Source organism: Rhodococcoides sp. S146-33 (assembly GCF_059489205.1).
This window is the reverse complement of record NZ_JCAJWY010000003.1, coordinates 1-26,182: the sequence shown is the minus strand read 5'-3', so window position 1 is coordinate 26,182 and position 26,182 is coordinate 1. Positions and strand designations below refer to the sequence as shown.

Sequence of the window (26,182 nt, the reverse complement as noted above, 5' to 3'; positions counted from 1 at the left end):
CGCGGTGCGGGGCTCTCTCGTGGTGGTTCGGTAGTTACTGCGTGAGGTCGTAGAACGTCACGTTGTCGATCGTGGTCGCGGTGAAGTTGTCGGTGACCCAGGCCGAGATCGCGGCCGAGCTACCCGACTCCATCCCCCGCATCCCGCCGCCGCCGATGAAGTAGTGGATCCGCCCGTCCGCGACGTAGTGCTGGAACTCCTCGAGGGTCGGCGAAGGGTCGGTGCCGTTGAACCCACCGATGGGCATGACGGGGTCTTCGGTGGCCAGCTGATAGCCGGCTGCTGTATTGGCTCCGATTGCCGCTGCCACCCAGGTGTAGGAGCTCGCGTCCTGCTCGAGCATCTCGGTGATCGCGGTGGTCGGCTCACTGCCTTCGAGCAGACCACCCATTCCGCCGCCCATGCCGCCCATCTCGGCACCGCCCGGCATCTGGCCGGGAGACCCTGCCTGACCCGGGAATCCCGCCGGCGGCTGCATACCCGCCGGCAGCTGGACACCGGCCGGCAGCTGCATCCCACCTGGCAACCCACCCTGCCCTCGGCGACCCTCTCCCATACCGCCGAATCCTCGCATTCCGGTATTCGGACCGGCCGAGACGATGGACCCCGTGTGTGGTGTGCCGATCGTGTCGACTGCGTAGGCCGTCGGCCCGGCGAGCCCGGCGAACATCACCGCCAGAATCGACACTGCCGCAAGCCTGCCGCGGGTCAGCGCCGGAATCAGCAGCGCCACAACAGCGAGAACTCCGGCCACGAGAATTGCCCACTTCAGCCACGGCACGAAACTCTCGCTGCGGCCCAGCAACACCCACGCCATCGCCACGGTCGACGCCACCGCGACGGCCATCGCGATACGGACCCAGTACGTATCGCGTCGTCGCCACAACACCACACTGCCGATTCCGACAACAGCGGCGACCGCGGGCGACAGCGCAACGGTGTAGTACGAGTGGAAGATTCCGGCCATGAAGCTGAACGTCAGCCCGGTGACGAGCAACCAGGAACCCCACACGATCAGCGATGCTCGCTGCCCGTCGGTGCGAGGTGCTCTGCCGCACAACACGAGTCCGGCAACCAGCAGAATCAGGGCAGCCGGGATGAGCCACGCGATCTGGCCGCCCTGGGAGGCGTCGAACATGCGGAAGATGCCGGTCTCCCCCCACATCGAACCGCCTCCGCCTGCTCCCCCGCCGCCCGGTGTGACACTTCCGGTCTCGTCACCGCTGAGACGGCCGAATCCGTTGTAGCCGAGCGTGAGTTCGAGGATCGAATTGTTCTGCGATCCGCCGACCCACGGCCGGGACGATGCCGGCCAGAATTCCACGATCAGAATCCACCATCCGGCCGAGACGATCAGTGCGCCCAGTGCACCGACGAGCTGCAGCACTCGGGTCAGGAATTTCGGCGGCCCGGCGATCAGGTAGGTCAGTGCCAGAGGCGTCACGACCAGCATCACCTGGAGTTGCTTGGTGAGGAATCAGAATCCGACGAACATGCCGGTGATCAAGAGCCACTTGGTCTTTCCGGTCTCGACGCCTCGCAGCAGCGCCCAGACCGAGGCGATCATGAGCAACACGAGCAACGCATCGGGGTTGTTGAACCGAAACATCAGTGCAGCAACGGGGGTGAGGGCCAACACCATGCCTGCGAGCAGACCGGCCGCTCCGCCGAATCGTCTCTTGACGGTGGCACGGAGCAGAGCCACCGAGGCGACTCCGAGGAGCGCTTGCGGCACCAGCATTGCCCAGGAATTGAGCCCGAAGATGCGCACCGACAACGACATCAACCACAGCGACATCGGGGGCTTGTCGACCGTGATCGAGTTGGCGGCGTCGGAGGATCCGAAGAATAAGGCTCTCCACGACACCGAACCCGCCTGTATCGCAGCGGAATAGAACGAGTTGGCCCAACCGGAGGCTCCGAGGCCCCAGATGTAGGCGACTGCGGTCCCGACGAGCAACACGACCAGCCCGGCCCATTCCCACCGCGGGGACGTCACGGGGGCCGACGGTGCCGCCGCGGAGGGCCGTTCGATCGTTGCCGTCACAGGTCCTTCTCCGAACCGGCCGACTGAGCAACAACAGCGTCGGAGCTACCGAAGACCCACCGCAGAGCGACGAATCGGCATACCGTAGCCACGAGATTGGCGACGACGAGGACGGCAAGCTCGACGTGCCGGGACACGTCGGGAACCCAGGCGTGCAGCACGGCCAGCGACCCACTGGTGACCAGCAACGCGAAGCCGAAGATCACCAATCCCTGGAGCTGATGCTTCCCGGCCCCCTCGGACCCGCGGACGCCGAAGGTGAAGGCGCGGTTGGCCGCAGTGTTGAGTACCGCGGTGATCAACAGCCCGAAGAAGTTCGCTGCTTGTGCGCCGATCAGCGAGTGCAGCACGAGATACAGCAGTGCATAGGCGATGGTGCTGGCGACACCGATGATGCCGAATCGCGCCATTTGGCTGATCATTCCGTGCGGCACACCGGGCACGAGCGGCTCCCGTCCCAGGCTTCGACGTAGTTCGGCGACCGGCAGTACACCGGTTGCGAGGGCACGGCCGACGCGCCAGCATCCCTGCAGGTCCTTGACGGCGGTGTCGACGATGTTGACGCTGCTGTTCGGGTCGTCGACCCAGTCGACGGGCACCTCGTGAATACGCAGGCCAACTTTTTCTGCGATGACCAGCAATTCGGTGTCGAAGAACCATCCGGTGTCTTCGACCAGCGGGAGCAGCTGTCGGGCAACATCGGTACGCATGGCCTTGAAGCCGCACTGTGCGTCCGAGAATCGTGCACGCAGCGAGGTGCGCAGAATGAGATTGTAACTGCGCGAGATGAATTCACGCTTGGCTCCGCGGACCACCCGAGACGATCGGTTCAGTCGAGACCCGATGGCAAGGTCCGAGTGGCCCGACATCAGGGGTGCGATGAGCGGCATCAACGCATTCAGATCGGTGGAGAGATCGACGTCCATGTAGGCCACCACGTCGGCGTCCGACGTGGACCACACTGCCTTGAGCGCGCGGCCGCGACCCTTCTCGTCCAGATGACGAACTCCGACTCCGTCGATCTCGTCGGCGAGCCGATGAGCAACAGCGAGCGTTCCGTCGGTACTGGCGTTGTCGGCGATCGTGATGCGGGACCGGAACGGGATTCGGTCGTCGAGATGCTCGTGGAGACGACGAATGCACTGTTCGAGGTCTGCCTCTTCGTTGTACACCGGGATGACCACCTCGAGCGTGGCCGTGGCGTTCGAGCCGGGCCGCTGGCCTGCTGCTCGAGCGAGGGAGTTCGTTGTCATGGGCACCAGACTCGGGCCCGGAGCTGGACCCACCCTGCGACCACCCTGGCAATCACCTGGGAGAAGCACCAGTAGGGCATCCTGTTCACATGGCTTCCATTTTCAGCAAGATCATCGCCGGCGAGATTCCGGGACGGTTCGTCTGGCAGGACGACGACGTGGTGGCGTTTCTGACGATCGCGCCGGTCACGCAGGGCCACACGTTGGTGGTTCCGCGCGAGGAGATCGACCAGTGGCAGGACGTCGACGGTGCCGTGTTCGCCAAGATCACCGCCGTTGCACAGATCATCGGTCAGGCCGTCCGGACTGCGTTCGACGCACCTCGCGCGGGTCTGCTGATCGCCGGGCTGGAGGTGCCGCACCTGCATCTGCACGTGTTCCCGGCCTACGACATGGGTAACTTCGACATCTCCGGGGCCGATCCGAACCCTTCCGCAGAATCACAGGACGAGGCCGCGGCCAAGCTCCGAGCAGCGCTACGCCACCTCGGGCACGAAGCTCAGGTCCCGAACTGACGCACCCCGCTCAGCGCAGAGGCTCGAGCAAGCGTCGACGCGTCCGAAGCTGCATCGACACCTCGTCGGATCGGGTGTCCGGGTCGTAGCCGGGGCCGACGTCGGTGTCGATGTCGTGTGGCCCGGGCGCAACTCCGCATTCGGGACACATTCCCAGAGGTCCGAGGTCGGTTCCGCAGGGCGCATGAAAAAATTTTCGACGCTTCCCGGCCGGTTTCGCGGTCTGTTCCTCGCCCCAGTAGCTCAGGGCGAAGACAGCCGGCCACAGTCCTTCGAGGGCGGGCGTCGGGACGTAGTCGTCGTGACCGCCGTCGAGGGCTCGGGCTTGCCGCTCGAGTAATCCCGCGTCGACCAGCGCACCGAGGCGTTGGGCCAGAACTGCCTTGGAAATGTCGAGGTGAACCTGGAAATCGCCGAAGCGTCGGACTCCGAAGAAGCAGTCGCGCACGATGAGCATGGTCCACCGCTCGCCGACCAGTTCCAGAGCCCGGGCCAGGGAACAGTCCTGGCGGGCGTAGTCGATTCCGAGAGCCATGCGGCAATCGTACAGTCTGTTGACCGAACCAAGTTGGGCGTTTACAGTTCGATCACCAGACCAAAAGGACAACGATGACCGACAGCGCACTCACGCCGATCAGCACCACGAACAGCACCCGAGCACTCGCCATCGCGACCCTCGGCACCCTGCTCACTCTGATGGCGTTCACCGCTCCGCTCGCCACGATCAACAGCACCGCGGCCGATCTGATGTCCGACGCAGCGGGGCGCACCTGGATTCTCAGCTCCATGAGCATCGGTCTGGCCGCCGCACTGCTCACCACCGGGACCATCGCCGACGACTTCGGCCGTCGCCGCACCTTCGCACTCGGGGCCGCGGTGTTGGCCGTGGGCACGCTGATCAGTGCCGTGTCTCCGAACACGCTGATTTTCGTACTGGCCCGCATCCTCCAAGGCCTCGGCGGTGCCGCGGTCATCGCATCGAGTCTGGGGATCATCGCCCACACTCACCCCGCCGGTCCCGTGCGCGCCAAGGCAAGCGGAGTCTGGGGCGCGAGCGTCGGTGCCGGCATTGCTCTCGGCCCATTGCTGGCCGCCGTACTCGATCGGTGGGCAAGCTGGCGCGAGGCCTATGTGATTCTTGCCGTCGCCACGCTCGCACTGGCCGTCGCCGCGCACGTACTCGTCGAGGAATCCAAGTCCGACGCCCCGCGCGGGCTCGATCCGGTGGGCGCGCTGCTGTTGGCCACGGGCATTGCCGCGTTGCTGGCAGCGTTGGTCGAGGGCAGGCAGGGCTGGACTGCCGTCACTCCCATCGTTCTCTTCGTCCTCGCCGCACTGTTGCTGACCGCCTTCACGATCCTCGAATTGCGCAGTGCAACAGCCATGTTGGATCTGTCGCTCTTCCGACACCCGCCCTTCGTCGCCGCGACCGTCGCGGCACTGGCCACCGGCGGCGGGATCATCGCGTTGATGTCGTACATGCCCGGATTCGTCGGCACCGCACTGGGGATCGATGCCCTCGGGGCCGCCCTGCTGCTCTTCGGATGGTCCGGCACGTCGGTCGTCACCGCTCTTTTGGCCCGCAGGATCCCGCCGTCGATAAGCGGTCGGACGCAACTCGCCGTCGGTCTGGTGGGTGTCGCAACGGGAATGGTGATGGTGTCGGGGTTGTCCGACAACGCATCCTGGCCCCGGTTGCTTCCCGGATTGCTCGTAGCGGGAATTTCCAGCGGAGTACTCAACGCCGCTCTCGGTCGCGAAGCGGTAGCAAGTGTTCCCGCCGGCCGCGGCGGAATGGGCAGCGGAGCCAACAACACCGCGCGCTACGTCGGATCCGCCATCGGTGTCACCGTCGTTGCGGTAGTGGCTGTTCCGGCTGGGAGTGGAGCCCGCGGAATGACCCAATTGGCAAGCAATCACAGCGCAGCGGCATTGACGACGGGCTGGAACACAGCAGCCTTGGTGACTGCCGCGATATCGCTTCTCGGGGCCGCGGTGGTGGCGTTCTCACGCACCCGGCGCTGACGAGTACTCCTGCTCCGGCCTCCCGGTCGACCCGTAGCGCAGCTGCATGCGCAACCGTCCTTTGGAGACCAGGGTGGCCAGGTAGCGCTGCGCGGTCGCCCGCGAAATCCCGATGGCAGCAGCGACTTCGCCGGCCGACATCGGCTCGGACGTACCGCGCACCGCGTCGAGCACCAGATCTCGGGTGACGGACTGCGAGATCGGCAGTGGTGCCGCAGCTCGCGGGCGCAGGGCGTCGAGGCCTCCGTCGATGTCCGCCTGAGTCAGCTCTTCCGAACGATTCAGCGCACCCCGATAATTCAGATATCCAGTGAGCCTGTCGACCAGCGCCGAACGTGGGAACGGCTTGATCAGATACGTCCAGGCACCCGCGGCAATCGCCGAGCGGACCGTCTGCTGATCCGCCGCGGCCGACAGCACCACCGCGTCGCACGGGAGCTCACGGACCAGATCGATACCGGACCCGTCGGGCAGGTAGACGTCGACCAGAGCGAGGTCGAACGTCTGCGTCGCCAGCACTTCTCGCGCCTGGGCAATACTGGTCGCCACCGCGGCCACCTCGTAGTTGTCGAGTGAATTCACCAGTGCCGCATGCAGATCCGCAACCCTGAAATCGTCGTCGACGACGAGAACTCTCATTGCGTCACTTCCTGAATCAGTAGTGCGTCGGCAATCGTGGCGATGAACACCGCGCCCCCGCGGTCGTTCTCTGCCGTGATCTGCCCACCGACATCGGCCAACGTCACATCGCCGCCGCGGGTACGTGCGATCTGTCGACTCAGTGCCAGTCCTACACCTCGACCACCGGGCGTGTCCGCGGTCGACTTGGTCGAGACACCCTCGACGAACACCTGCTCGGGTGTCAGCGAGACGCCGTCACCCGAATCGACGACCACGATGTGCAGAGTCGAATCTTCCTGCACCAGTTCCACTTCCACCTCGGCAGGCCGACGTGCCCCGAGCCGGGCCGCGTCGATCGCATTGTCGATCAGGTTGCCCAGCACGGTGGTGACATCCACCGGTCCGACCAGTTCGCCGCCGACCCAGGTGTTCTCCCCCAGCACCAGGCGCACCCCACTCTCGCGGGCGTGCGCAGCCTTGGCGGTGAGGAAGGAACGCAGATAGTCGTCGGACACGGCATCGATTCCTTCGACTGCTTCCGATCTCGGCCCCACACCCAGAATCTCGTCGATGTACTCCGACGCGCGGTTCGGGTGGCCTTCGTGCAGCAGTCCACTGACCAGATGCATGCGGTTCGCGAACTCGTGCCGTTGCGCGCGCAGCACGGCAGACATCGATTGCACGGCATCGAGCTGACGCGTCAGCGCCTCCACATCGGTTCGGTCGCGCACCGTCAGCACCGTGCCGAGATCTCGATTGTCGCGCAGTACTTTTCGAGCGGCCGCGATCACCACGACCTCGTTCACGGCGGCCAGTACCGGTTCTGCCGTCGGCGACTCGATGACCTCGAGCAATCTGGGTGTCAGGCCGATGTCCTCGACACGCATCCCGGGCTTGCCGTCGATCGACAGCAACGTGCGGGCCTCGTCGTTGACAACCGTGACCACGCCGTCGGGGTCGATGGCCACCACGCCTTCACCGATGCCGTGCAGCACCGCCTCCTGCTCGCGGACGAGTTCGGCCAGTTCTTCGGGTTCGAGCCCGAGGGTCAGCCGCTTCCATCTGCGCGCCAACAGGATCGAGCCGAGGACACCCAACAGCAGCACTGCTCCCGTCACCAGTGCGCCGTTGATCAGATCTTTCACCAGTTCGGTGCGCACGGCCGTCGTGGAGATGCCGACACTCACCTCACCGATCACCACGTCGTCCGAACCGAGCGCCAGCACGGGAACTTTGGCGCGAACGGAGTCACCCAGCGTGCCGCGCTCCTGCTCGACCACCTCGTTGCCCGCCAAGGCACCGGACGGATCGGTACTCACTCGTTGCCCCAGGACGGTCGGATCGGGGTGGGCCAGGCGCAGGCCCCGATCGTCGGTGATCACGACGAACAAGGCATCGGTGCGTTCCCGCGCACTCTCGCCCGCCCGTTGCAGCGCGCCGGCTGCCAACACTCCGGCCGGCGCAGCATCGGTGCCTGCCGTATCCGCGGCCGAGAACTGCTCTACGAGCGAACGGACTTCCGGATCCGAGGCCACCGTCCGAGCAACGGCCAACGCACGTTCGCCGTATTCCTCGCTCGCCTGTTCACCGCTACTGATCGCGAACACACCGAAGGCCACAGCCAGCGCCACCGCAACCAACGCGGCCTGCAGCAGCAGCACTTGAGTCCTCAATCGCACAAGCCAAGGCTAGGCCGGGACGTGCTCGAGCACAATGCGCAAAAGGCTCTTTACGTTGCTTGCGCGGGTAGTGCGCACAACGGCGAACATGTGATGCCGGTTACGTAACTTCAGTCACAACACGTAGTCCAACCGGACCCACCTCACACATTTCGAGAAGGAGTGCACGATGTTGGTGATACTCGGCTTCCTCATGGTAGCCGCCTTCATGTTCTTGATCTTGACCAAGAGAGCCACGCCCGTCGTTGCGCTCACCCTCGTTCCCGTCATCTTCGGTCTGCTGGCCGGAGCGGGACTCGGCATCGGTGACATGATCACCGACGGCATCAAGTCCCTGGCCCCCACCGCGGCCCTGCTGTTCTTCGCGATCATCTTCTTCGGAATCATGATCGACGTCGGACTGTTCGACCCACTGGTGCGCGGCATTCTCCGCCTGGTACGCAACGACCCGATGAAACTGGTTGTCGGAACTGCCATCCTGGCCATGGTCGTCTCGCTCGACGGTGACGGCTCGACGACCTTCATCATCGTCACGTCCGCGCTCTTACCGCTGTACCTCAAACTCGGTGTCAGCCCGGTCATCCTGACTGTCGTGGCCGGCCTCGCCAACGGCACGATGAACATCATCCCGTGGGGTGGCCCGACGGTTCGCGCCGCATCCGCTCTCGGCATCTCGCCGTCCGACGTCTTCGTCCCGATGGTTCCGTCGATGATCGTCGGCCTGATCATCGTGCTGCTCTTCGCCGTTCACCTCGGCATCATGGAGCGTCGACGCATCGGCAAGCTCGTCTACGAGCCAGAACTGGTCGCCTCGGGCGGCGGCGGAAGCATCCGCAAGGGCGGCAAGGGAACCGGCGGAGCCGGCACCGGCGGATCGAGCGACGGCGAGTCGGGTCAGTTCTTCGACGGCCTCGATCCCAATCGCGACACCCTGCGTCCGAAGTTGCTGTGGTTCAACGCTGCTCTGACGGTCGTCCTCCTCGTCATCCTCGTCATGGACATCCTCCCGATTCCGGTGCTGTTCATGATCGCTGCCTCCATCGCTCTGACGGTCAACTTCCCCAAGGTCAAGGAGCAGGGCGACGCGATCGCACGGCACTCGTCCTCCATCGTCTCCGTGGTCGCCATGGTGCTCGCCGCAGCAATCCTCACCGGCGTCTTCCAGGGCACCGGCATGGTCGAGGCCATGGCCGAGTGGCTGCTCAACGTCATTCCGTCCGGCATGGGCCCGTACCTGGCCGTCATCACCGGCATCCTGAGCATCCCGCTGACGTTCTTCATGACCAACGACGCCTTCTACTTCGGCATCCTCCCGGTGTTGACCGAGACCGCGAGCAAGTACGGCATCGACCCGGTCGAGATGGCCCGCGCCTCGATCACCGGCCAGCCCGTCCACCTGCAGAGCCCGCTGGTTCCGGCCATCCTGCTGCTGGTCACCCTCGCCGGAGTGTCGCTGGCCGATCACCACAAGAAGGTGTTGTGGCGAGCGGTGGTCGTCTCCCTTGCCATGCTGGCCGTCGGCATCGTTCTCGGCCAGATCCCCTTCGGCTGATCCCCCACCCCACCTTCCTGAAGGAGACACCGTCATGACTGTCGGCGTACTGCACAACAATTCACCCGAGGGCCGCGCAGCACTTGCGGCCGCAGTTCGAGAAGCACGCATTCGCGAGACGGACCTCGTAGTCCTGCACGCACTGTCGGGATCGGCCGAGCCGTCGGCCGAGGCAGCCGAAACTGCTGCGGTCTCCACCGCAGTGGACACGGCCCTCACCGACATCGATCACGCCGACTCCGTCTCCTGGACCGTGGCAGTGGGCAGGCCCGATCCCGACGCCGTCAACACCCTGCTGACACTGGTGGAAGAGCAGAAGTCCGAGATCCTGGTGGTCGGCTCACGCCACCGCTCGGCAGTCGGAAAGTTCCTGATGGGGCAGACCATTCAGCGTCTGCTGCTCGAGATCCCCGTCCCGGTTCTGCTCGTCAAGTCCGGAGCGTGAGCGCTCGACACCGCGTGACCCGAGTACTGGGGCGCAGCCTCCGATGGATCGGCCTCGCGGCCGTATCCGTCGGGGGCTGGGCCCTTTTCCAAGCCCTGGGTCTGACGGCACCGTCGCTGTTCGCTGCGCTCGTTGTCGCGGTGGTCTTCGCTCTGACCGGCCTCGGCCCTGCGGCGGTGCCCCGGCCCGCGTCCATGGCAGCCCAGGGCACGCTGGCGGTGACCATCGGTCTGATGCTCGACACCGACACGCTCGGGGCGTTGGGCGAGAACTGGATTCCCGCCGTTCTCGTCGGCGCGGGGACGCTCGTCGTCAGCGCCGGTTGCGGCGCACTGCTGGCCCTGCATCGCGACGTCGACCCGGTGACCGGGGCACTGTCGCTGATTGCCGGTGGCGCAACGGGTCTGGTGTCCATTGCCCGCGAACTCGGCGGGGACGAGCGCATCGTCGCGGTGGTCCAGTACCTCCGCGTCGCCCTGGTGGTCGTCACGATGCCCCTGATCGTCACCTTCGCTTTCCACACCGACACCGGCGGCGGGGCGGGCACCGAGGAGCAGTCGACCACTCCGTGGTACATCGGCACGATCTTTCTGATCGGTGCCGTCGTCACCGGAATCCTGCTCGCACGGCTGATCCGACTACCCGCACCCGCCACCCTCGGCCCGCTGATCGTCGCCGGCGCATGCGAGTTGCTCGGATGGCCCGTCGACATCTCGGTGCCCGGCGTGCTGCTACCGGTGGCCTTCATCGTCATCGGATGGCAAGCAGGCCTTGCCTTCACCGTCGCGAGCTTGCGCGCCATCGGACGGATCTTTCCGTGGGCTGCGCTGCTGGTCCTCTCGATCGGGGTGGTGTGCGCACTGTTCGGCTGGGTGCTGTCGGCGGTCACGGGAGTCAGCATGCTGACCGGCTACCTCGCGACCACACCCGGCGGTCTGGCGGCGGTGCTGGCCGTGTCGGCGACGACAGGGTCGGACGTCACGTTCGTTGCGTGCGTGCAGGTGATCCGTCTGGTGTCGATGCTCGTCGCGGCGCCGCTCGCTGCCGCCGCGTACACCAAGCTCGCCGAACGCAAAAGAGCTAGAGCGAACGAGAAGAACTCCCGCGAGGAAAGCGAATCAGCCTGTCGGCCTGGGTAATTCGACGCGAAACGTTGCACCCGTTCCGGGACTGCTCCGCACCTCGACGGTACCGTTGTGCGCTGCCACCAACGCTGCGACGATCGACAGTCCGAGTCCGCTGCCGCCGCTCTCTCGTGTCCTCGACGAGTCGGCTCGATAGAACCGTTCGAAGACGTGCGCGGCCTCGGCCTCGGCCAGACCGGGCCCGGTGTCCTGAACTTCGAGCACCACCGAAGACTGAGTAGTCCCGACACACACGGTGATGGACGCAGAGTCGGGAGTGTGCCGAACCGCATTCCCGACGAGGTTCGCGAGCACCTGACGCAGCCGAGCGTCGTCACCGATCACCTCGGGAATTCCTGGGCCCGACAGCACTTTCAGAGAGATGTCGCGCGTCGGCGAGACCGCTCGGGCGTCGTGCACAGCATCGGCGGCGATGGTCAATACGTCGACGCGTCGCATGTCGAGGGGCCGCTGAGCGTCGAGACGCGCGAGCATGAGCAGATCTTCGACGAGCAGGCCCATTCGCGCCGACTCGCCCTCGATTCGCGTCATCAGCAACGAGATGTCGCTCATCGCACCCTGCCGGTACAGCTCGGCGAAGCCGCGAATCGTGGTCAGTGGAGTGCGCAACTCGTGGCTGGCATCGGCGACGAATCGGCGCATCCGGTCCTCGGACGCACGGGCCGCCTCCTCCGAGGCCGCAGTTGCCGCGAATGCGCGTTGGATCTGCGAGAGCATTCCGTTCAGGGCAGCCGACAGTCGGCCCACCTCGGTTTTCTCGCTCCATTCGGGGACCCGACGGTGCAGGTCTCCGGCCGCGATCGCCGCAGCCGTCGTCTCCACCTCACGCAGCGGGCGAAGACTGCGCCGCACCACGAAGTAGGCGATCACGGCCAGTGCCAGCAACACGGCCGCGCCGATCCAGAGCTGAAGTGCCACCAGTCTGCTGACGGTTTGTTGATTGGGGCCCAAGGACATTCCCACGGTGGTGGAGCCCTCACTGTTGGTCACCGTGATCACCCGCCACTCCTTCGACGGGTCACCCTCGGAACCGACCGTCGTGGGAAGGGCCGAGGTGACGCCGGCGAGATCCGGAACATCCGATGCCACATCGTTGATGGGACCCCGCACGGTGCCGTCGTTCGCGACCGAACGCACGTAGAAGTTCGACGGCGGTCGACTCGGGCTGGGCTCGTCGACGGGCGGAAACGGCCGGTCGTCGCGCGGCCTTGCCCACCCGTCCGACGCCTCGACCAATTGCTGATCCAGGCGACGCATCAACGACGTCTCCAGCGACGACGTCACCGCGACACCGGACGCCAGCAAACCCAGCCCGACCAGCAGCAGTAGCACTGCGACCAACGTGAATCGCAGCGGTAGGTTCCGAAGTCGAGCTCGAACGCCCGTCACCGTGGCTGGCGCATGACGTAGCCGACTCCCCGCAGCGTATGGATCAACCGGGTGTCTCCGGTATCGACCTTGCGGCGCAGATACGACACGTACGACTCCACCACTCCCACCTCACCACCGAAGTCGTAGTGCCACACGTGATCGAGGATCCGCGGCTTGCTCAACACCGTTCCCGCGTTGACCATGAAGTACCGCAACAGTGTGAACTCGGTCGGAGAGAGCGCGACCGGCTCGCCTGCTTTCCACACCTCGTGGGTGTCGTCGTCGAGTTCGATGTCTGCGAACGCAACTCGTGACGACTGCGCATCCTCGCTCTTACCCGACCGACGCAAGATCACCCTGAGCCGCGCCACTACTTCCTCTAGCGAGAACGGCTTGGTGACGTAGTCGTCCGCACCGAGGGTCAGCCCGGTCACTTTGTCCTCCACCGAATCCCGTGCCGTCAAGAACAGCGCAGGGGCGTCGATGCCGTCGGCCCGCAGCCTGCGCAACAGACCGAACCCATCCATGCCGGGCATCATCACGTCGAGAACAAGAGCCTCGGGCCGAAAGTTACGCGCCTTGTCGAGAGCCTCGGGACCGGACGACGCCGTCGCCACCTCGAATCCCTGAAACTTCAGACTGACCGACAGGAGCTCGACGATGGTCGGTTCGTCGTCGACGATCAGTACTCGCGCTTCGGGTGTTTCGCTCACGGTGTCCATCTTCGCGCGTGTTGCTGCTCGTTCGCTGGACTCTCGCTGTGAGGTTGCTGTGAGCGCCTGCAGAGGGGGCATGATGGACCGCGATGCTCCCTGCGAACACCGATCGCCGTACGAGGAGCAGGCCGACGGTCTCATCCATGCACATATTCGCAACTCTGCTCGTGTTGGGGATCGTGTTCGGTTCCGACCTGTCCGCCTGGGTCGCCACATCCCCCGCCCTACGAACCGGGGCGACCGTCTTCACCGGGATCTTCGTGCAGGCGACGCCGTTCCTGGTGCTCGGCGTGCTCGTCAGTGGAGGCATCGCAGCGTTCGTCTCACCCGCGGTGCTTCGGAAAGTGGTGCCGAAGAACGAAACCGCTGCTGTCGGCGTGAGCGGGCTCGCGGGAATGGCGTTGCCCGGTTGCGAGTGCGGTGCCGTTCCCGTCTCGCGTCGGTTGATGGATCAGGGTGTCCCCACGTCGGCGGCCCTGGCGTTCCTGCTGTCGGCACCGGCGATCAATCCCGTCGTCCTGGTCTCGACCGCCGTCGCCTTTCCCGGCGAACCGGGGATGGTGCTGGCCCGGTTCCTCGGCTCTCTCGCCACCGCCCTGGTGATGGGCTGGCTGTGGACCAGGTTCGGCAAGGCGGAGTGGATCACCGCGCGACTGGCCGACCGTGGACACGATCACGGAACCTCGACATGGGCGACGTTCCGCGAATCCGCGCGTGCGGATCTGCTGCAGGCCGGGGCGTTCCTCGTGTTCGGAGCGGCTGCCGCCGCCCTGCTGCACCTGCTGATTCCGGACTGGGTGTTCGCGCATCTCGCGGGGCAAGTGTTGCTGTCGATCCTGGTGATGGCGGTCCTGGCGGTGATACTCGCGCTGTGCTCGGAGGCCGACGCGTTCGTCGCCGCGAGCATGTCGATGCTGCCGCTGCTACCGCGTCTGGTCTTCCTCGTCGTCGGACCTGCCGTCGACGTGAAGCTGATGGCGATGCAGGCAGGCAGTTTCGGGCGGGGTTTCGTTGCGCGCTTCGCGCCGCTGACCTTCGTCGTCGCTATCGTGTGCGCCTCGGTGTGCGGCTACCTCGTTCTGGGCGCGCGATGAAGCGGGAAGTGCAGAACCTTCTGCTTCTGCTCCTCGGCGGAGCCATGGTGAAGATCTCGGTGGACGGCAGCTTTGTGCGATACGTCAAACCCTCACTGCATCCGTTCCTGCTGACCGCCGGGGTGTTGATCGTGGTCCTCGCCGTCGCCTCGGTCGTCGCCGACATCCGGCGCGGCGGGCCGGACGACGGTGACGGTCACGATCACGACGCACGCCCGTACTGGCTGTTGCTGGTGCCGGTCGCGGTCATCCTGTTCATCGCACCTCCCGCGTTGGGAGTCTCAGCGGTCGGCGATCGTTCGGTCACCTCCGCAGCCGATCAGCAGAAGACTGCATTTCCGCCACTGCCGAGCGAGCCTGCACCCGAGGTTCCGCTACTCGATGTTGTTCAACGCGCGGTCAGGGACTCCGAACGCAGTCTCGACGGCCGGGAGATTCGCGTCACCGGATTCACTGTCGCCACCGCGAACGGCGGCTCGCCGCGCACCGACGGTACGACGAGCGGCCTCGACCTCGCCCGCATTCTGATCATCTGCTGCGCGGCGGACGCCAGGTCGATTCGAATCCATCTCGACGCAGGTAGCGCAGCTCTCGACGACATTCCGGACGGCACCTGGGTACAGATTCAGGGGGTCGTCGACGCGGCCACGGCGACCGAGGACACCGCATTCACGCCCACGATGACGGTGTCGACGGTAGAACGAATCGAGGCACCGGCGAACACGTACGCGTACTGACAATCCGAAACCCGTGGCCACCGCCGGCCGAAATTGGTACGATCGTACAAGTCACTTCCGACAATCGGACGAGGGGCACCGTACCCGCTGGAAAAGACGGTGTCAGAGGAGTGATTTCTGATGGCTTGGCTGATTCTTGTCGTCTCCGGCGTTCTCGAAGCGATCTGGGCAACCGCGCTCGGTAAGTCCGAGGGTTTCACCAAACTGGGGCCGTCCGTCGTTTTCGGAATCGCGGTGGTGCTCAGCATGGTCGGTCTCGCGATCGCGATGCGGTCGTTGCCCACCGGTACCGCCTACGCCGTCTGGGTCGGAATCGGTGCCACCCTCACCGTCGCATACGCCATGATCACCGGAGCCGAGGCAGCGTCGCTGCTCAAGGTCGCGCTTCTGGTCGGCATCGTCGGATGTGTGGTGGGACTGAAAGTTCTTCACTGATTTTCCGAGCTACAAGCAGTTACAGTAAAACCATGAACTGGGTGTCAGCGATCACACTTCCCGCGCGCGCCGGAATTGCCATTGCCGAACAGGCGATCGGCGTCGCCGAGGTAGCGCTGGCAACCACCCGAATGGCACTGGCCACCGGCGCGTCCGGCACCGCGGGAGTGGCCTCGCTGGCCAATCCACGCGGCGGCACGATGCAACTGCTCGCCCAACTCGGTCAGCTCACTTCCGACGACCGCGCCCTGGGCAACGCCCTCAAGGAGGGCGGGCCATTGGATCGCCTGCTCGCCCAGGGCGGCATCGTCGATCGCCTCACGTCCGAGGACGGAACCCTCGAGCGCCTGCTGTCTCCGGGCGGTCCGGTCGAACGGATCCTCGCTCCCGGCGGGCCGCTCGATCGGCTACTGGCCGAGGACGGTCCACTCCAACGATTGCTGGCCGAAGGCGGTCTGCTCGATCGCATCACGGCCACCAACGGACCACTCGAACGACTGACGGCAACCGACGGTCCGCTCGAGGTGCTGACTCGTCAGGACGGCTTGATCGAGAGGGCCATCGCCGAGAACGGGATCCTCGAGACGATGTTGGCCGAGGACGGTGCCGTCGAGCGTCTGACGGCCAAGGGCGGGCCACTGGACCAGTTGGTGAAGCTCTCCGAGACGCTGACGTCGGTGGCTCCCAACATCGAGCGAATGAGCATCTCGATCGACATCCTGCAGGATTCGGTGGAGATTCTGTCGGCAGCGGTGCACCCGCTCGGCGAGCTTGTCGGCCGGTTGCCGGGTCGTTGGCTCAAGAGCGGCAAGCAGTCGGTGCACGAACTGCACTGACCTGTTCGACTCGCCCTTCCGGATGTGTGAAGCGTCGCAGATGTTAGCGCTCACACTGCTCACGCAGGTGCAGAAAAGAAATCTTTGACAATGCCGTTGTTATCGCTCACACTTTCGTTTTGATGTGATGCGAACCACATGGGACACCCCAACGGCCCCGCTTCACGGTCTACTCCACAACGCAGGGAGAAACGATGAAGTTTCGACACCTATCCATGGCCGCGGCCGCGGTTGCACTCACCCTCACGCTCGGCGCGTGCGGCTCGAGCACCAAGACCGCAGACGAGGCTCCGGCCGAAGGCGGCAGCACCGCCGGCGCCCTGATCGGCGTCACGATGCCGACCAAGTCCTCGGCTCGATGGATCGCCGACGGCGACAACCTCAAGAGTGCACTCGAGGGTCAGGGCTACAAGGTCGATCTGCAGTACGCCGAGAACGACATTCCCACCCAGGTGAACCAGATCGAGAACCAGATCACCCAGGGCGCAAAGCTTCTCATCGTGGCCTCGGTGGACGGCACTGCAATCACCACCCAGCTGCAGGAAGCCAAGGACAACGGCATCGGCGTCATCGCCTACGACCGCCTCATTCGTAACTCGCCCAACGTCGACTACTACGCGACGTTCGACAACTACAAGGTCGGCGTCGATCAGGCCACGTCGCTTCTCGTCGGTCTCGGACTGAAGAACGAGGACGGCACCGACAAGGACGACGCGCCCGCAGGCCCGCTGAACATCGAGGTCTTCGCCGGTTCGCCCGACGACAACAACGCCACCTTCTTCTTCGACGGTGCCATGGAAACCCTGAAGCCGTACCTGGACAAGGGAACTCTGAAGATCGGTAGCGGCGAGTCCGATTTCGAGACGGCGGCAACACTGCGCTGGGATCCGGCCACCGCCCAGAAGCGCATGGAGGATCTACTCACCAAGACGTATTCCTCGGGCCAGAAGGTGCAGGGTGTGCTCTCGCCGTACGACGGCCTGTCCATCGGCATCCTCTCCGCGCTCAAGAGCAACGGGTACGGCACGGCGGGTCAGCCCTACCCGATCGTCACCGGGCAGGACGCCGAGGTTCCTTCGGTCAAGTCCATCATCGCCGGTGAGCAGTACGCCACGATCTACAAGGACACCCGTCAGCTGGCCGAGGTCACCATCCAGATGGCTCAGGCGATGCTCAACGGTCAGACCCCCGAGACCAACAACACCACCGATTACGACAACGGCGACAAGGTCGTTCCCGCGTACCTGCTGCAGCCCGAAATCGTCTACAAGGACAACTACGAGAAGCTGCTCGTCGAGGGTGGCTACTACACCGAGGATCAGTTGAAGTGAGTTCGGCGATGACGAGCCCGATTCTGGAGATGCGCGGCATCACCAAAACATTTCCCGGCGTCAAGGCGCTGCAGGATGTCACTCTCTCGGTGAATCGCGGCGAGATCCACGCGATCTGCGGCGAGAACGGAGCAGGAAAGTCGACGCTCATGAAGGTGTTGTCGGGTGTGTACGCCCACGACACATTCGACGGCGACATCGTGTTCGACGGTCGAGAGTGCCAGTTCTCCGACATCCGGAGCAGCGAGGCCGAGGGCATCGTCATCATCCATCAGGAACTCGCACTGAGTCCGCATCTCTCGATCGCCGAGAACATCTTTCTCGGCAACGAGCGGTCGAAGCGCGGTTTCATCGACTGGAACCGAACCAATTCCGAGGCCGCAGCCCTGCTGAAAAGAGTAGGGCTGCGGGAAAACCCCGTCAGCGTCGTCAGCGACCTCGGTGTCGGTAAGCAGCAGCTCGTCGAGATCGCCAAGGCATTGTCAAAGGACGTGACCTTGCTGATTCTCGACGAGCCCACTGCGGCCCTGAACGATTCCGATTCTGCGCATCTTCTCGATCTACTGCGCGGCCTCCGGGACGAGGGCATCACCTGCGTGATCATCTCGCACAAGCTCAACGAGATCGCGGCCGTGGCCGACCGAACCACGATCATCCGTGACGGCCGGACCATCAAGACGCTGGATATGCGAGACCCCGACGTCACCGAGGATCGCATCATCTCGCTCATGGTCGGCCGCGATCTCGAGCACCGCTTCCCTCCCCACGAATCGACTGTGGGAGAGGAAGTTCTGCGCATCGAGGACTGGACCGTACACAGTCCAACGCAGCAGGGCCGAACCGTCGTCGACAAGGCCAACCTCACGTTGCGGCGAGGTGAGATCGTCGGCCTTGCCGGATTGATGGGTGCCGGACGGACCGAGCTGGCCATGAGCGTGTTCGGCCGAAGCTACGGTATCGGCATCTCGGGGCGGCTGTACAAGTACGGCAAGGAAATACACGTCAAATCCGTCAACGATGCCATTCATCATGGGATCGCCTATGCCACCGAGGACCGAAAACGGTACGGCCTCAATCTGATCGACGACATCAAACGCAACATCTCCACCGCGGCGCTGGACAAACTGGTGACGGGAGGCTTCGTCGACGACAACCAGGAGTTCAAAGTCGCCGAGGGCTTCCGTAAGAGCATGAACATCAAGGCACCGAACGTCTCCGCCGTAGTCGGCAAACTTTCCGGTGGCAACCAGCAGAAAGTCGTGCTGAGCAAATGGATCTTCAGCGATCCGGACGTGCTCATTCTCGACGAGCCGACGCGAGGAATCGACGTCGGCGCAAAATTCGAAATCTATTCGATCATCAACGATCTCGCCGATGCCGGCAAGGCGGTGCTGGTGATCTCCTCCGAGCTCCCCGAACTGCTCGGGCTGTGCGATCGGATCTACGCGCTGTCCGCGGGCCACATCACCGGTGAGGTCACTCGCGAGGACGCAACCCAGGAATCGCTCATGCATCTCATGACCCGTGGAACAGGAGTACTTCGATGAATCAGTTGTCGACCGTGCGGGGGTTGCTCACACGCAACCTTCGCCAGAGCGGAATCTTCATCGCCTTCGCGCTGATCATCGTGCTGTTCACCGTGCTGACGGGCGGTCAGCTTCTGGTGCCGCAGAACATCAGCAACATGGTGGTGCAGAACTCGTACATTCTCATCCTGGCCATCGGCATGGTCGTCATCATCATCGCCGGCCATATCGACCTGTCCGTCGGATCGGTCGTGGCGGCCACCGGTGCCATTGCCGGTGTCCTCATGGTCCAACAGAACGTGCCATGGCCACTGGCGGTGCTGATCACGTTGATCGTCGGTGGCTTGATCGGTGCCTGGCAGGGCTATTGGGTCGCATACTTCGGTATTCCTGCGTTCATCGTCACCCTCGCAGGCATGCTCGTGTTCCGCGCAGTCACTCTCATCGTGCTCGGCAACCAGGGCATCGGGCCGTTCCCCGGACCGGTGCGCACCCTGTCGAACGGCTTTCTGCCCGGCTTCATGGGCAATGTGGGACTCGGACCACTGGGTGGGGCGGACATCTTCACGTTGCTCGTCGCGATCCTCGCGGTCGCTGGAATCGTGTTCAGCCAGTGGCGTTCTCGAACAGGCCGCCAGAAGTACGGCCAGACCGTGGACGCGATGCCGCTGTTCCTGATCAAGATGACGTTCGCCGCCGCTCTCGTACTCGCCATCGCGGTGCAATTGGCTCGCTTCAAGAACCTCCCGTACGTACTCATCCTCCTGGCCGTGCTGGTCATGGGTTACTCCACCCTCGCAGGCAAGACGGTCTTCGGTCGGCACGTCTACGCCATCGGCGGAAACATCCATGCCGCATCACTGTCCGGCATCAAGGTCAAGCCGGTGACCTTCTGGATCTTCGTCAACATGGGCGTGCTGTCGGCCCTGGCCGGAATCATCTTCGCCGGTCGACTCAATCAGGCAGGCCCCACCGCAGGCAACGGCTTCGAGCTCGACGCCATCGCGGCGGCATTCATCGGCGGCGCAGCAGTGCAGGGCGGCGTGGGCCGCATCGTCGGCGCACTCACCGGCGGACTGATCATCGCCGTGATCAACAGTGGAATGTCGCTCATCGGCTCACCCAGCGAAAGAGTGCAATTGGTCAAGGGCCTGGTTCTGCTGGCCGCTGTGGCGTTCGACATCTGGACCAAGCGTCGCGCAGCGAGCGGTAAGGGCAGTAAGGGCGACTTGGCCAAGTCACCCACCAGCTACCTCGGCGTCCCCGTGCCGGCCGAGATGTTCTCCCCCGGCCAACCGGGGGAGACAGCACCGCCGACGTCGGCGTCGATGACGAAGACGACGTGATCGGCACGGTCTCGAGCGGTGCGGGACCGGACATGCTGTGATTGTCCTCCACGACGTCAGAGGAGCTGCGACAAGATGACACCGACCCGCGGACCGGCCATGACCGACGTCGCCCGGCTCGCGGGTGTGTCCCATCAGACCGTCTCTCGCGTCATCAACGGTCACCCCAACGTGACCGAGGCGACGAAAACGCGAGTGCAGCAAGCAATCTCGGAGCTCGGCTATCGCCCCAACACCGCTGCTCGCGCGTTGGTCACCGGCCGCAGCAGCACCATCGGAATCGTCGGAACCGGCAACGCCCTCTACGGTCCGGTGTCGACGCTCTACAGCGTCGAATCCGCAGCGAGGCAGGCGGGCTACTCCGTTGTGGTCGGCGTTCCGACGTCGTTCGACGAGTCGGCGATCATCACGTGCGTCCGTAGGTTGCAGAAACAGGGAGTGGACGGCGTCGTCGTCATCGCACCACTGCGAACCGACGGCGGCGACATCGCGGAGCTGGCCCGCGAACTTCCACTGGTGGCCGTCGAGGGTTCTCCCGCAGGCGAACTGGCAGTGGTCTCGGTCGATCAGATCGCCGGAGCGCGGGCCGCCACCGCACATCTGCTCGACCTCGGGCACGGTGCGGTGTGGCACGTCGCCGGACCGCTCGGGTGGTACGAGGCCGCCGATCGCGTGACCGGATGGCGGATGGCCCACGAGGATGCGGGCATCGAACCGCCGCCCACGCTCAGCGGCGATTGGACCGCGAAATCGGGATTCGCGGCCGGAACCGAGCTGGCCCGAACTCCATGTGTCACAGCAGTGTTCGCCGGAAACGACTCCATGGCCCTCGGGGTACTTCGTGCGCTCGAAATTCAGGGCAAACGTGTACCGCAGGACGTCAGCGTCATCGGATTCGACGATGTTCCCGACGCGGAATTCTTCTCACCTCCGTTGACGACGATCCGCCAGGAATTCAGCGAGGTGGGCGTCCGCAGTGTCGAAATTTTGCTGGACCAGATCGATACCGGGAACCGAAGCACCAGGCGTTCGAGCATCGAGCCGAGCTTGGTGATCAGAGCGAGCAGCGGTGCTGCACGTGCATAGAAATTCGTAGCCTGCTACGAATTTCTATGCACGTGGGCCGCAGGCCCTATTGCATCCGCAGCTGAATCTCCACCAGAAGACGCGCATCGGAATCGGTCAGATCGAGGTCCAGGATCTGCTCGACGCGGCGAATGCGGTAGCGCAGGGTATTCGGGTGGACGTGCAGACGATCGGCTGCGGAGCGAACGTCACCGAAGCACGCCAGGTACGTTTCGAGGCTCTCGCGCATCCGGGAGTCGTTGGATGCGTCGTATCGGTCGAGCTCGGCGATACGCGGGTCCCGCAGTTGCTCGTGATTGCCGATCAATTCGAGAATTTCTCCCAGCAGCACCGAGGTTCTCGATTCCTCCAGCGTGGTGACACGAACCTCGCCGGTGGTGCCGTCGAGAACTCGATCCACCTCGAATCGGGCCACGGCCACAGCGTCGAGGTCGGCGATCGGTGCCGCTACCGCCGCACGCAATGCCAGTGAGGTTCGCCTCTCGATTCGCCCCACAGCGTCGGCAGTCCATCCCGAAATCCCCGTGCCCGACGCCACCCCGGGAAACAGTGCGTAGATTCGCTCGCCGATGGTGGTGACCAATGAATCGCGGCGAAAAGCGCTGGCGTGCAATCTGATCGACGGGGCCAGTGCGCCGATGTCGAATTCTCCGCACGACGCGAATCCGACGACCGCCGAGGAACCGGTGGCGGGGATCGACAGCGCGGACGCCAGCGACGGCACGTCCACTCCGCCCCCTCGTGCCCCGAGCAGACGTTGGATCTGCAAGGTCTCGTTGGTCGGGGCATTCGCGATGCGAGTGATCAAACGTGCCGCGACGGCCGAGGCACCCCGGAGCACACCGTCGGCTTCGTCGGCGAGCGGACTGGCACCCTCCTGCACCCAGATCGTTCCGAGAGTGGTCGGACTGCCGGAGATTCGCCGTATCCCCACGGCGAGGCGTCGTCGAATTCCCAGTTGATGATCGGCGGGAACGTCGATGACGTCGTCGGTGCGCCGGAGGCGATCGAACACGCCGCGCTCGTGCAACCGTCGCAGATAATCGGCCGGGCCTTCACGCCCGAGGATCGACAGCGTTCTCAACTCGTCGGCCGCATCGTCCGATGCCGAATACGCCAACACGTGTGACCGCTCGTCCTCGATACTCACCATCCCCTTCGTCAGCGACGCCACCGTCTGCGCGAGTTCGTACAGATCGGTGTCCGCCCCGAAGGTCCCGTCGTCCGGACTGTGCGTGCGCACCTGGTCGAGAACTCCCCGGGTCATGGACAACAACAACTCCCAGCGCGTCTGCCGATGTACGGCAACCAAGGCGATACCGGTCTCGCGCGCACCATGGGTCAGGGCAGTCGAGTCGGCCACCTTGGTCAACACCGCACGCGGCCGGTCTGTTGCGGCACGCAGAGCCAGATCGTCGAACCACCGAACCACGTCCGCCTCGGTGACTCCCACCAGCAGCGTCAGATCGGCGGACGCCCCCGGCGGCAGACGCAGGTCGTCGGCGTCGAGCAGCGCAACGGACTCGACGGTCATGTCGATGCCCGCGGGCGCCACCACTAGTTCCACGACAGCACTGTGCAGGGATGTCAGCAGCGATCGCAGTGAAACGGTGTTGGCCATACGGACAAGTACATCACGGATTCTTTGGCCGACGAGCTGATTGATCGCTCCCCGAATCGGACTTCAATAGCCATCACACAGCGACGAGAAGGAGCAGCTATGGACGCCGTCACATCAGTTCCCACCCCCATCAACGAGCCGGTCAACACCTACGCGCCGGGGAGCGCCGAACGTGTCCGACTGCGGACACGCCTGACCGAGCTCCGGACCTCGCCCGTCGAGATCAAGCAGGTCATCGGCGGGGTTCACCGCGTCGCCGACGGCGCTGTCGAGAATGTGGTCGAGCCGCACCGGCACTCGTCGATCATCGGCAGTTTCGCCAATGCCGGCCATCAGGACGTGCGCGACGCGATCGACGCCGCGACTGTTGCCGCCCCGATGTGGCGGGACCTCCCGTTCGACGAGCGCGCCGCCGTGTTCCTGCGAGCAGCCGACCTGCTGTCCGGCCCCTGGCGCGAAAGGATCGCTGCCGCAACGATGCTCGGCCAGTCCAAGTCGGCCTATCAGGCCGAGATCGACGCGCCGTGCGAGCTGATCGATTTTTGGCGGTTCAACGTCGCGTTCGCTCGACAGATTCTCGCCGATCAGCCGGTCTCGGCCCCGGGAGTGTGGAATCGCGTCGAGTACCGCCCACTCGAGGGGTTCGTCTACGCGATCACCCCGTTCAACTTCACCGCCATTGCCGGCAACCTGCCCACCGCGCCTGCACTGATGGGCAACACCGTGCTGTGGAAGCCCTCCCCCACCCAGGCCGTCGCCGCGTATCTGACGCTGCAGCTTCTCGAAGCCGCCGGTCTGCCACCGGGTGTGATCAACCTGGTCCTCGGCGACGGACCAATGGTGTCCGAGGTGGCTCTGGCCGATCCACGATTGGCGGGCATCCACTTCACCGGGTCCACCGCAACCTTCCAGACGCTGTGGCGCGAGGTGGGCAACAACATCTCGAACTACCACTCGTACCCCCGGCTGGTCGGCGAGACCGGCGGCAAGGACTTCATCGTCGCGCACAGCTCCGCCGATCCGGATGTGTTGACCACGGCCATGATTCGCGGTGCCTTCGATTTCCAGGGACAGAAGTGCTCGGCCGCTTCTCGGGCCTTCGTTCCGAAATCGCTGTGGGCTTCGATGGGTGAGACGTTCATCGAGCAGGTGTCGGCGCTGAAGTACGGCGACGTGACCGATCTGTCGAACTACGGCGGAGCCGTCATCGACCGAAAGGCGTTCGACCGCAATGCAGCTGCACTCGATCGAGCCAAATCCGTACCCAGCCTGACCATCGCCGCCGGCGGAACGTGCGACGATTCCGAGGGTTACTTCGTCTCCCCCACCGTTCTCCTCGGCGACGACCCGACCGACGAGGCGTTCACCACCGAGTACTTCGGACCGATCCTGGCCGTGCACGTCTACGACGACAGCAAGCCCGGCGCCTACGCCGAGACACTGCGCACCGTGGACACCGGATCGAAGTACGCATTGACCGGTGCCGTCATCGCCACCGACCGCACTGCCGTCGAACACGCCCATGCGGCACTGCGATTCGCAGCCGGCAACTTCTACGTCAACGACAAGCCGACCGGCGCAGTGGTGGGTCAGCAACCGTTCGGCGGAGCCCGCGCGTCGGGAACCAACGACAAGGCCGGCTCACCGCAGAACCTGCTGCGCTGGACCTCGGCCCGCACCGTGAAGGAAACGTTCGTCCCGCCGACCACCCACGGCTACCCACACCAGGAAGGCGAGGGCACGCGATGACCACCCTGCTGAACAATCCCCTCCGGCCGGCGCTGTTGGCGGCCGCACGATCGCCCAAACTGCAGGCGACCGTGACGCGAATGCGCGCCACTCGCGCTCTCGTCGACCGCTTCGTGGCGGGCGAATCGGAGCCCGCAGCCGTCAACGCTGTCGACGCCCTGCTGGCCTCGGGTCGATTCGTGTCCGTGGACTATCTCGGCGAGGACACCACCGACCGAGCTCAGGCGAGCGCCACCGTCGCCTCGTATCTGTCTCTGATGGAACGCTTTTCGTCCCGACGCGGCACGACCAACGCACTGGAGGTCTCGCTCAAACTCTCGGCCCTCGGCCAAGGAATCCATCGAGATCTTGCACTCGAGAACGCGCGCAGGATCTGCGCGGCAGCCGAGGCGGCAGGCGTGTGGGTGACGGTCGATGCCGAAGACCATACGACCACCGATTCGACACTGTCGATCGTGCGTGAACTCCGCGTGGACTTTCCCGATCTGGGCACGGTGCTGCAGGCGTACCTGAGGAGAACCGAAGCGGACTGCGTGGAGTTGTCGGGACCGAGATCGCGGATCCGACTGTGCAAGGGGGCGTACAACGAACCGTCCTCGGTGGCGTTCCAGGGAACACGGGAGGTGTCCGACTCGTACCTGCGGTGCCTGAAGATACTGATGAACGGCCGCGGCTACCCGATGGTGGCCTCGCACGATCCGGAGATGATCGAGGCCGCCGAGACACTCGCGTCGGCCGCCGGCAGGTCGTCCGAGGACTTCGAGTTCCAGATGCTCTACGGCATCCGAGATCAGGAGCAGCGGCGGCTCGTCGACGCCGATCGACACGTTCGCGTGTACGTGCCGTACGGCGAGCAGTGGTACGGCTACTTCATGCGGAGACTGGCCGAGCGACCCGCCAACCTGATGTTCTTCGCGCGATCGCTGATGTCGCGGACGTAGGGGGTCGACGGCCACGGATGCCGGCAAGCGCGCGCATTTGCCAGACGCGCGCAGAATCCGTTCTTTGCCAGGCTGATCGTGAGACAGTCGGCGTGAACGCGGGGAACGGAC

General features: G+C 64.7%; 22 protein-coding genes, 1 pseudogene and 1 riboswitch. Of the genes and pseudogenes, 15 read left to right on the top strand and 8 right to left on the bottom strand.

Features of this window, described 5'->3' with window-relative positions:
- Positions 1–34: 34 nt before the first annotated feature.
- Both AC5WEY_RS15780 and AC5WEY_RS15775 read right to left on the bottom strand, forming a co-directional pair.
- Positions 35–2,047 (bottom strand): annotated as a pseudogene (locus AC5WEY_RS15780) (glycosyltransferase family 39 protein).
- A complete protein-coding gene (locus tag AC5WEY_RS15775; RefSeq protein WP_495646610.1) occupies positions 2,044–3,300 on the bottom strand; it encodes a bifunctional glycosyltransferase family 2/GtrA family protein in 1,257 nt (418 codons plus the stop codon). The pseudogene AC5WEY_RS15780 and the gene AC5WEY_RS15775 overlap by 4 nt, the downstream one beginning before the upstream one ends.
- Before the next feature lie 89 nt (positions 3,301–3,389).
- On the opposite strand from AC5WEY_RS15775, the gene AC5WEY_RS15770 reads away from it, so the two are divergent.
- Complete coding sequence (locus AC5WEY_RS15770; RefSeq protein WP_057476326.1) at positions 3,390–3,815, top strand: HIT family protein; 426 nt, start codon at positions 3,390–3,392, stop codon at positions 3,813–3,815.
- 10 nt (positions 3,816–3,825) lie between these two features.
- Here AC5WEY_RS15770 and AC5WEY_RS15765 read toward each other — a convergent pair whose 3' ends face one another.
- Complete coding sequence (locus AC5WEY_RS15765; RefSeq protein ID WP_495646609.1) at positions 3,826–4,350, bottom strand: winged helix-turn-helix transcriptional regulator; 525 nt, start codon at positions 4,348–4,350, stop codon at positions 3,826–3,828.
- A 74-nt stretch (positions 4,351–4,424) separates the two neighbouring features.
- Between AC5WEY_RS15765 and AC5WEY_RS15760 the strand changes: the two genes are divergently transcribed.
- Positions 4,425–5,840, top strand: coding sequence for an MFS transporter (locus tag AC5WEY_RS15760; protein ID WP_495646608.1), 1,416 nt, complete (start codon positions 4,425–4,427; stop codon positions 5,838–5,840).
- Here AC5WEY_RS15760 and AC5WEY_RS15755 read toward each other — a convergent pair.
- Both AC5WEY_RS15755 and AC5WEY_RS15750 read right to left on the bottom strand, forming a co-directional pair.
- Entirely contained in the window at positions 5,823–6,479 is a 657-nt protein-coding gene (locus AC5WEY_RS15755; RefSeq protein ID WP_495646607.1) for a response regulator, read from the bottom strand. The genes AC5WEY_RS15760 and AC5WEY_RS15755 overlap by 18 nt on opposite strands.
- Positions 6,476–8,140, bottom strand: coding sequence for a sensor histidine kinase (locus AC5WEY_RS15750; RefSeq protein ID WP_495646606.1), 1,665 nt, complete (start codon positions 8,138–8,140; stop codon positions 6,476–6,478). Before AC5WEY_RS15750 ends, AC5WEY_RS15755 begins: the two co-directional genes overlap by 4 nt.
- 169 nt (positions 8,141–8,309) lie before the next feature.
- Between AC5WEY_RS15750 and AC5WEY_RS15745 the strand changes: the two genes are divergently transcribed.
- From AC5WEY_RS15745 to AC5WEY_RS15735, 3 genes are read left to right on the top strand one after another with little or no spacing between them, the layout of a single operon-like run.
- Positions 8,310–9,692, top strand: coding sequence for a CitMHS family transporter (locus tag AC5WEY_RS15745; RefSeq protein WP_495646605.1), 1,383 nt, complete (start codon positions 8,310–8,312; stop codon positions 9,690–9,692).
- A gap of 34 nt (positions 9,693–9,726) precedes the next feature.
- On the top strand, positions 9,727–10,137 hold the full coding sequence (locus AC5WEY_RS15740) for a universal stress protein (RefSeq protein WP_057476320.1): 411 nt from the start codon (positions 9,727–9,729) through the stop codon (positions 10,135–10,137).
- Positions 10,134–11,276, top strand: coding sequence for an AbrB family transcriptional regulator (locus AC5WEY_RS15735; protein ID WP_495646604.1), 1,143 nt, complete (start codon positions 10,134–10,136; stop codon positions 11,274–11,276). Before AC5WEY_RS15740 ends, AC5WEY_RS15735 begins: the two co-directional genes overlap by 4 nt.
- Here AC5WEY_RS15735 and AC5WEY_RS15730 read toward each other — a convergent pair.
- Both AC5WEY_RS15730 and AC5WEY_RS15725 read right to left on the bottom strand, forming a co-directional pair.
- A complete protein-coding gene (locus AC5WEY_RS15730; protein WP_495646603.1) occupies positions 11,256–12,671 on the bottom strand; it encodes a sensor histidine kinase in 1,416 nt (471 codons plus the stop codon). The genes AC5WEY_RS15735 and AC5WEY_RS15730 overlap by 21 nt on opposite strands.
- On the bottom strand, positions 12,668–13,375 hold the full coding sequence (locus tag AC5WEY_RS15725; RefSeq protein WP_057476317.1) for a response regulator transcription factor: 708 nt from the start codon (positions 13,373–13,375) through the stop codon (positions 12,668–12,670). Before AC5WEY_RS15725 ends, AC5WEY_RS15730 begins: the two co-directional genes overlap by 4 nt.
- Positions 13,376–13,458: 83 nt before the next feature.
- On the opposite strand from AC5WEY_RS15725, the gene AC5WEY_RS15720 reads away from it, so the two are divergent.
- From AC5WEY_RS15720 to AC5WEY_RS15685, 8 genes are all read left to right on the top strand, one after another.
- Positions 13,459–14,463 (top strand): permease, encoded by a 1,005-nt coding sequence (locus tag AC5WEY_RS15720; RefSeq protein ID WP_495646602.1) that lies wholly within the window; start codon positions 13,459–13,461, stop codon positions 14,461–14,463.
- Between the two features lie 8 nt (positions 14,464–14,471).
- The gene (locus AC5WEY_RS15715; protein ID WP_495646601.1) at positions 14,472–15,200 is read left to right on the top strand and encodes a TIGR03943 family putative permease subunit; all 729 of its coding nucleotides are present in this window, start codon (positions 14,472–14,474) and stop codon (positions 15,198–15,200) included.
- Positions 15,201–15,245: 45 nt separating this feature from the next.
- A riboswitch (guanidine-III (ykkC-III) riboswitch) is annotated at positions 15,246–15,306 on the top strand.
- A gap of 14 nt (positions 15,307–15,320) precedes the next feature.
- Positions 15,321–15,635 carry a DMT family transporter gene (locus AC5WEY_RS15710; protein ID WP_057476314.1) on the top strand — a complete coding sequence of 105 codons (315 nt, stop codon included), beginning with the start codon at positions 15,321–15,323 and terminating at the stop codon, positions 15,633–15,635.
- A gap of 32 nt (positions 15,636–15,667) precedes the next feature.
- The gene (locus tag AC5WEY_RS15705) at positions 15,668–16,471 is read left to right on the top strand and encodes an ABC transporter (RefSeq protein ID WP_495646600.1); all 804 of its coding nucleotides are present in this window, start codon (positions 15,668–15,670) and stop codon (positions 16,469–16,471) included.
- 194 nt (positions 16,472–16,665) lie between these two features.
- A complete protein-coding gene (gene chvE, locus AC5WEY_RS15700) occupies positions 16,666–17,802 on the top strand; it encodes a multiple monosaccharide ABC transporter substrate-binding protein (RefSeq protein WP_495646599.1) in 1,137 nt (378 codons plus the stop codon).
- A gap of 8 nt (positions 17,803–17,810) precedes the next feature.
- Complete coding sequence (gene mmsA / locus AC5WEY_RS15695) at positions 17,811–19,349, top strand: multiple monosaccharide ABC transporter ATP-binding protein (protein ID WP_495646598.1); 1,539 nt, start codon at positions 17,811–17,813, stop codon at positions 19,347–19,349.
- Positions 19,346–20,674 (top strand): multiple monosaccharide ABC transporter permease, encoded by a 1,329-nt coding sequence (gene mmsB, locus AC5WEY_RS15690; RefSeq protein WP_032405721.1) that lies wholly within the window; start codon positions 19,346–19,348, stop codon positions 20,672–20,674. Before mmsA ends, mmsB begins: the two co-directional genes overlap by 4 nt.
- Positions 20,675–20,749: 75 nt before the next feature.
- A complete protein-coding gene (locus AC5WEY_RS15685; RefSeq protein ID WP_495646597.1) occupies positions 20,750–21,760 on the top strand; it encodes a LacI family DNA-binding transcriptional regulator in 1,011 nt (336 codons plus the stop codon).
- Between the two features lie 46 nt (positions 21,761–21,806).
- Here AC5WEY_RS15685 and AC5WEY_RS15680 read toward each other — a convergent pair whose 3' ends face one another.
- A complete protein-coding gene (locus AC5WEY_RS15680) occupies positions 21,807–23,327 on the bottom strand; it encodes a PucR family transcriptional regulator (RefSeq protein WP_495646596.1) in 1,521 nt (506 codons plus the stop codon).
- Positions 23,328–23,480: 153 nt separating this feature from the next.
- Here AC5WEY_RS15680 and pruA point away from each other — a divergent pair, with 153 nt between their 5' ends.
- Both pruA and AC5WEY_RS15670 read left to right on the top strand, forming a co-directional pair.
- The gene (gene pruA, locus AC5WEY_RS15675) at positions 23,481–25,130 is read left to right on the top strand and encodes an L-glutamate gamma-semialdehyde dehydrogenase (protein ID WP_495646595.1); all 1,650 of its coding nucleotides are present in this window, start codon (positions 23,481–23,483) and stop codon (positions 25,128–25,130) included.
- On the top strand, positions 25,127–26,071 hold the full coding sequence (locus AC5WEY_RS15670) for a proline dehydrogenase family protein (RefSeq protein ID WP_495646594.1): 945 nt from the start codon (positions 25,127–25,129) through the stop codon (positions 26,069–26,071). Before pruA ends, AC5WEY_RS15670 begins: the two co-directional genes overlap by 4 nt.
- Positions 26,072–26,182 lie beyond the last annotated feature (111 nt).

Coding starts and splice junctions, on each gene's coding strand:
- AC5WEY_RS15775 (WP_495646610.1), bottom strand. CDS start 3,300: ATGACAACGAACTCCCTCGCTCGAGCAGCAGGCCAGCGGCCCGGCTCG.
- AC5WEY_RS15770 (WP_057476326.1), top strand. CDS start 3,390: ATGGCTTCCATTTTCAGCAAGATCATCGCCGGCGAGATTCCGGGACGG.
- AC5WEY_RS15765 (WP_495646609.1), bottom strand. CDS start 4,350: ATGGCTCTCGGAATCGACTACGCCCGCCAGGACTGTTCCCTGGCCCGG.
- AC5WEY_RS15760 (WP_495646608.1), top strand. CDS start 4,425: ATGACCGACAGCGCACTCACGCCGATCAGCACCACGAACAGCACCCGA.
- AC5WEY_RS15755 (WP_495646607.1), bottom strand. CDS start 6,479: ATGAGAGTTCTCGTCGTCGACGACGATTTCAGGGTTGCGGATCTGCAT.
- AC5WEY_RS15745 (WP_495646605.1), top strand. CDS start 8,310: ATGTTGGTGATACTCGGCTTCCTCATGGTAGCCGCCTTCATGTTCTTG.
- AC5WEY_RS15740 (WP_057476320.1), top strand. CDS start 9,727: ATGACTGTCGGCGTACTGCACAACAATTCACCCGAGGGCCGCGCAGCA.
- AC5WEY_RS15725 (WP_057476317.1), bottom strand. CDS start 13,375: ATGGACACCGTGAGCGAAACACCCGAAGCGCGAGTACTGATCGTCGAC.
- AC5WEY_RS15720 (WP_495646602.1), top strand. CDS start 13,459: ATGCTCCCTGCGAACACCGATCGCCGTACGAGGAGCAGGCCGACGGTC.
- AC5WEY_RS15710 (WP_057476314.1), top strand. CDS start 15,321: ATGGCTTGGCTGATTCTTGTCGTCTCCGGCGTTCTCGAAGCGATCTGG.
- AC5WEY_RS15705 (WP_495646600.1), top strand. CDS start 15,668: ATGAACTGGGTGTCAGCGATCACACTTCCCGCGCGCGCCGGAATTGCC.
- chvE (WP_495646599.1), top strand. CDS start 16,666: ATGAAGTTTCGACACCTATCCATGGCCGCGGCCGCGGTTGCACTCACC.
- mmsA (WP_495646598.1), top strand. CDS start 17,811: ATGACGAGCCCGATTCTGGAGATGCGCGGCATCACCAAAACATTTCCC.
- mmsB (WP_032405721.1), top strand. CDS start 19,346: ATGAATCAGTTGTCGACCGTGCGGGGGTTGCTCACACGCAACCTTCGC.
- AC5WEY_RS15685 (WP_495646597.1), top strand. CDS start 20,750: ATGACACCGACCCGCGGACCGGCCATGACCGACGTCGCCCGGCTCGCG.
- pruA (WP_495646595.1), top strand. CDS start 23,481: ATGGACGCCGTCACATCAGTTCCCACCCCCATCAACGAGCCGGTCAAC.
- AC5WEY_RS15670 (WP_495646594.1), top strand. CDS start 25,127: ATGACCACCCTGCTGAACAATCCCCTCCGGCCGGCGCTGTTGGCGGCC.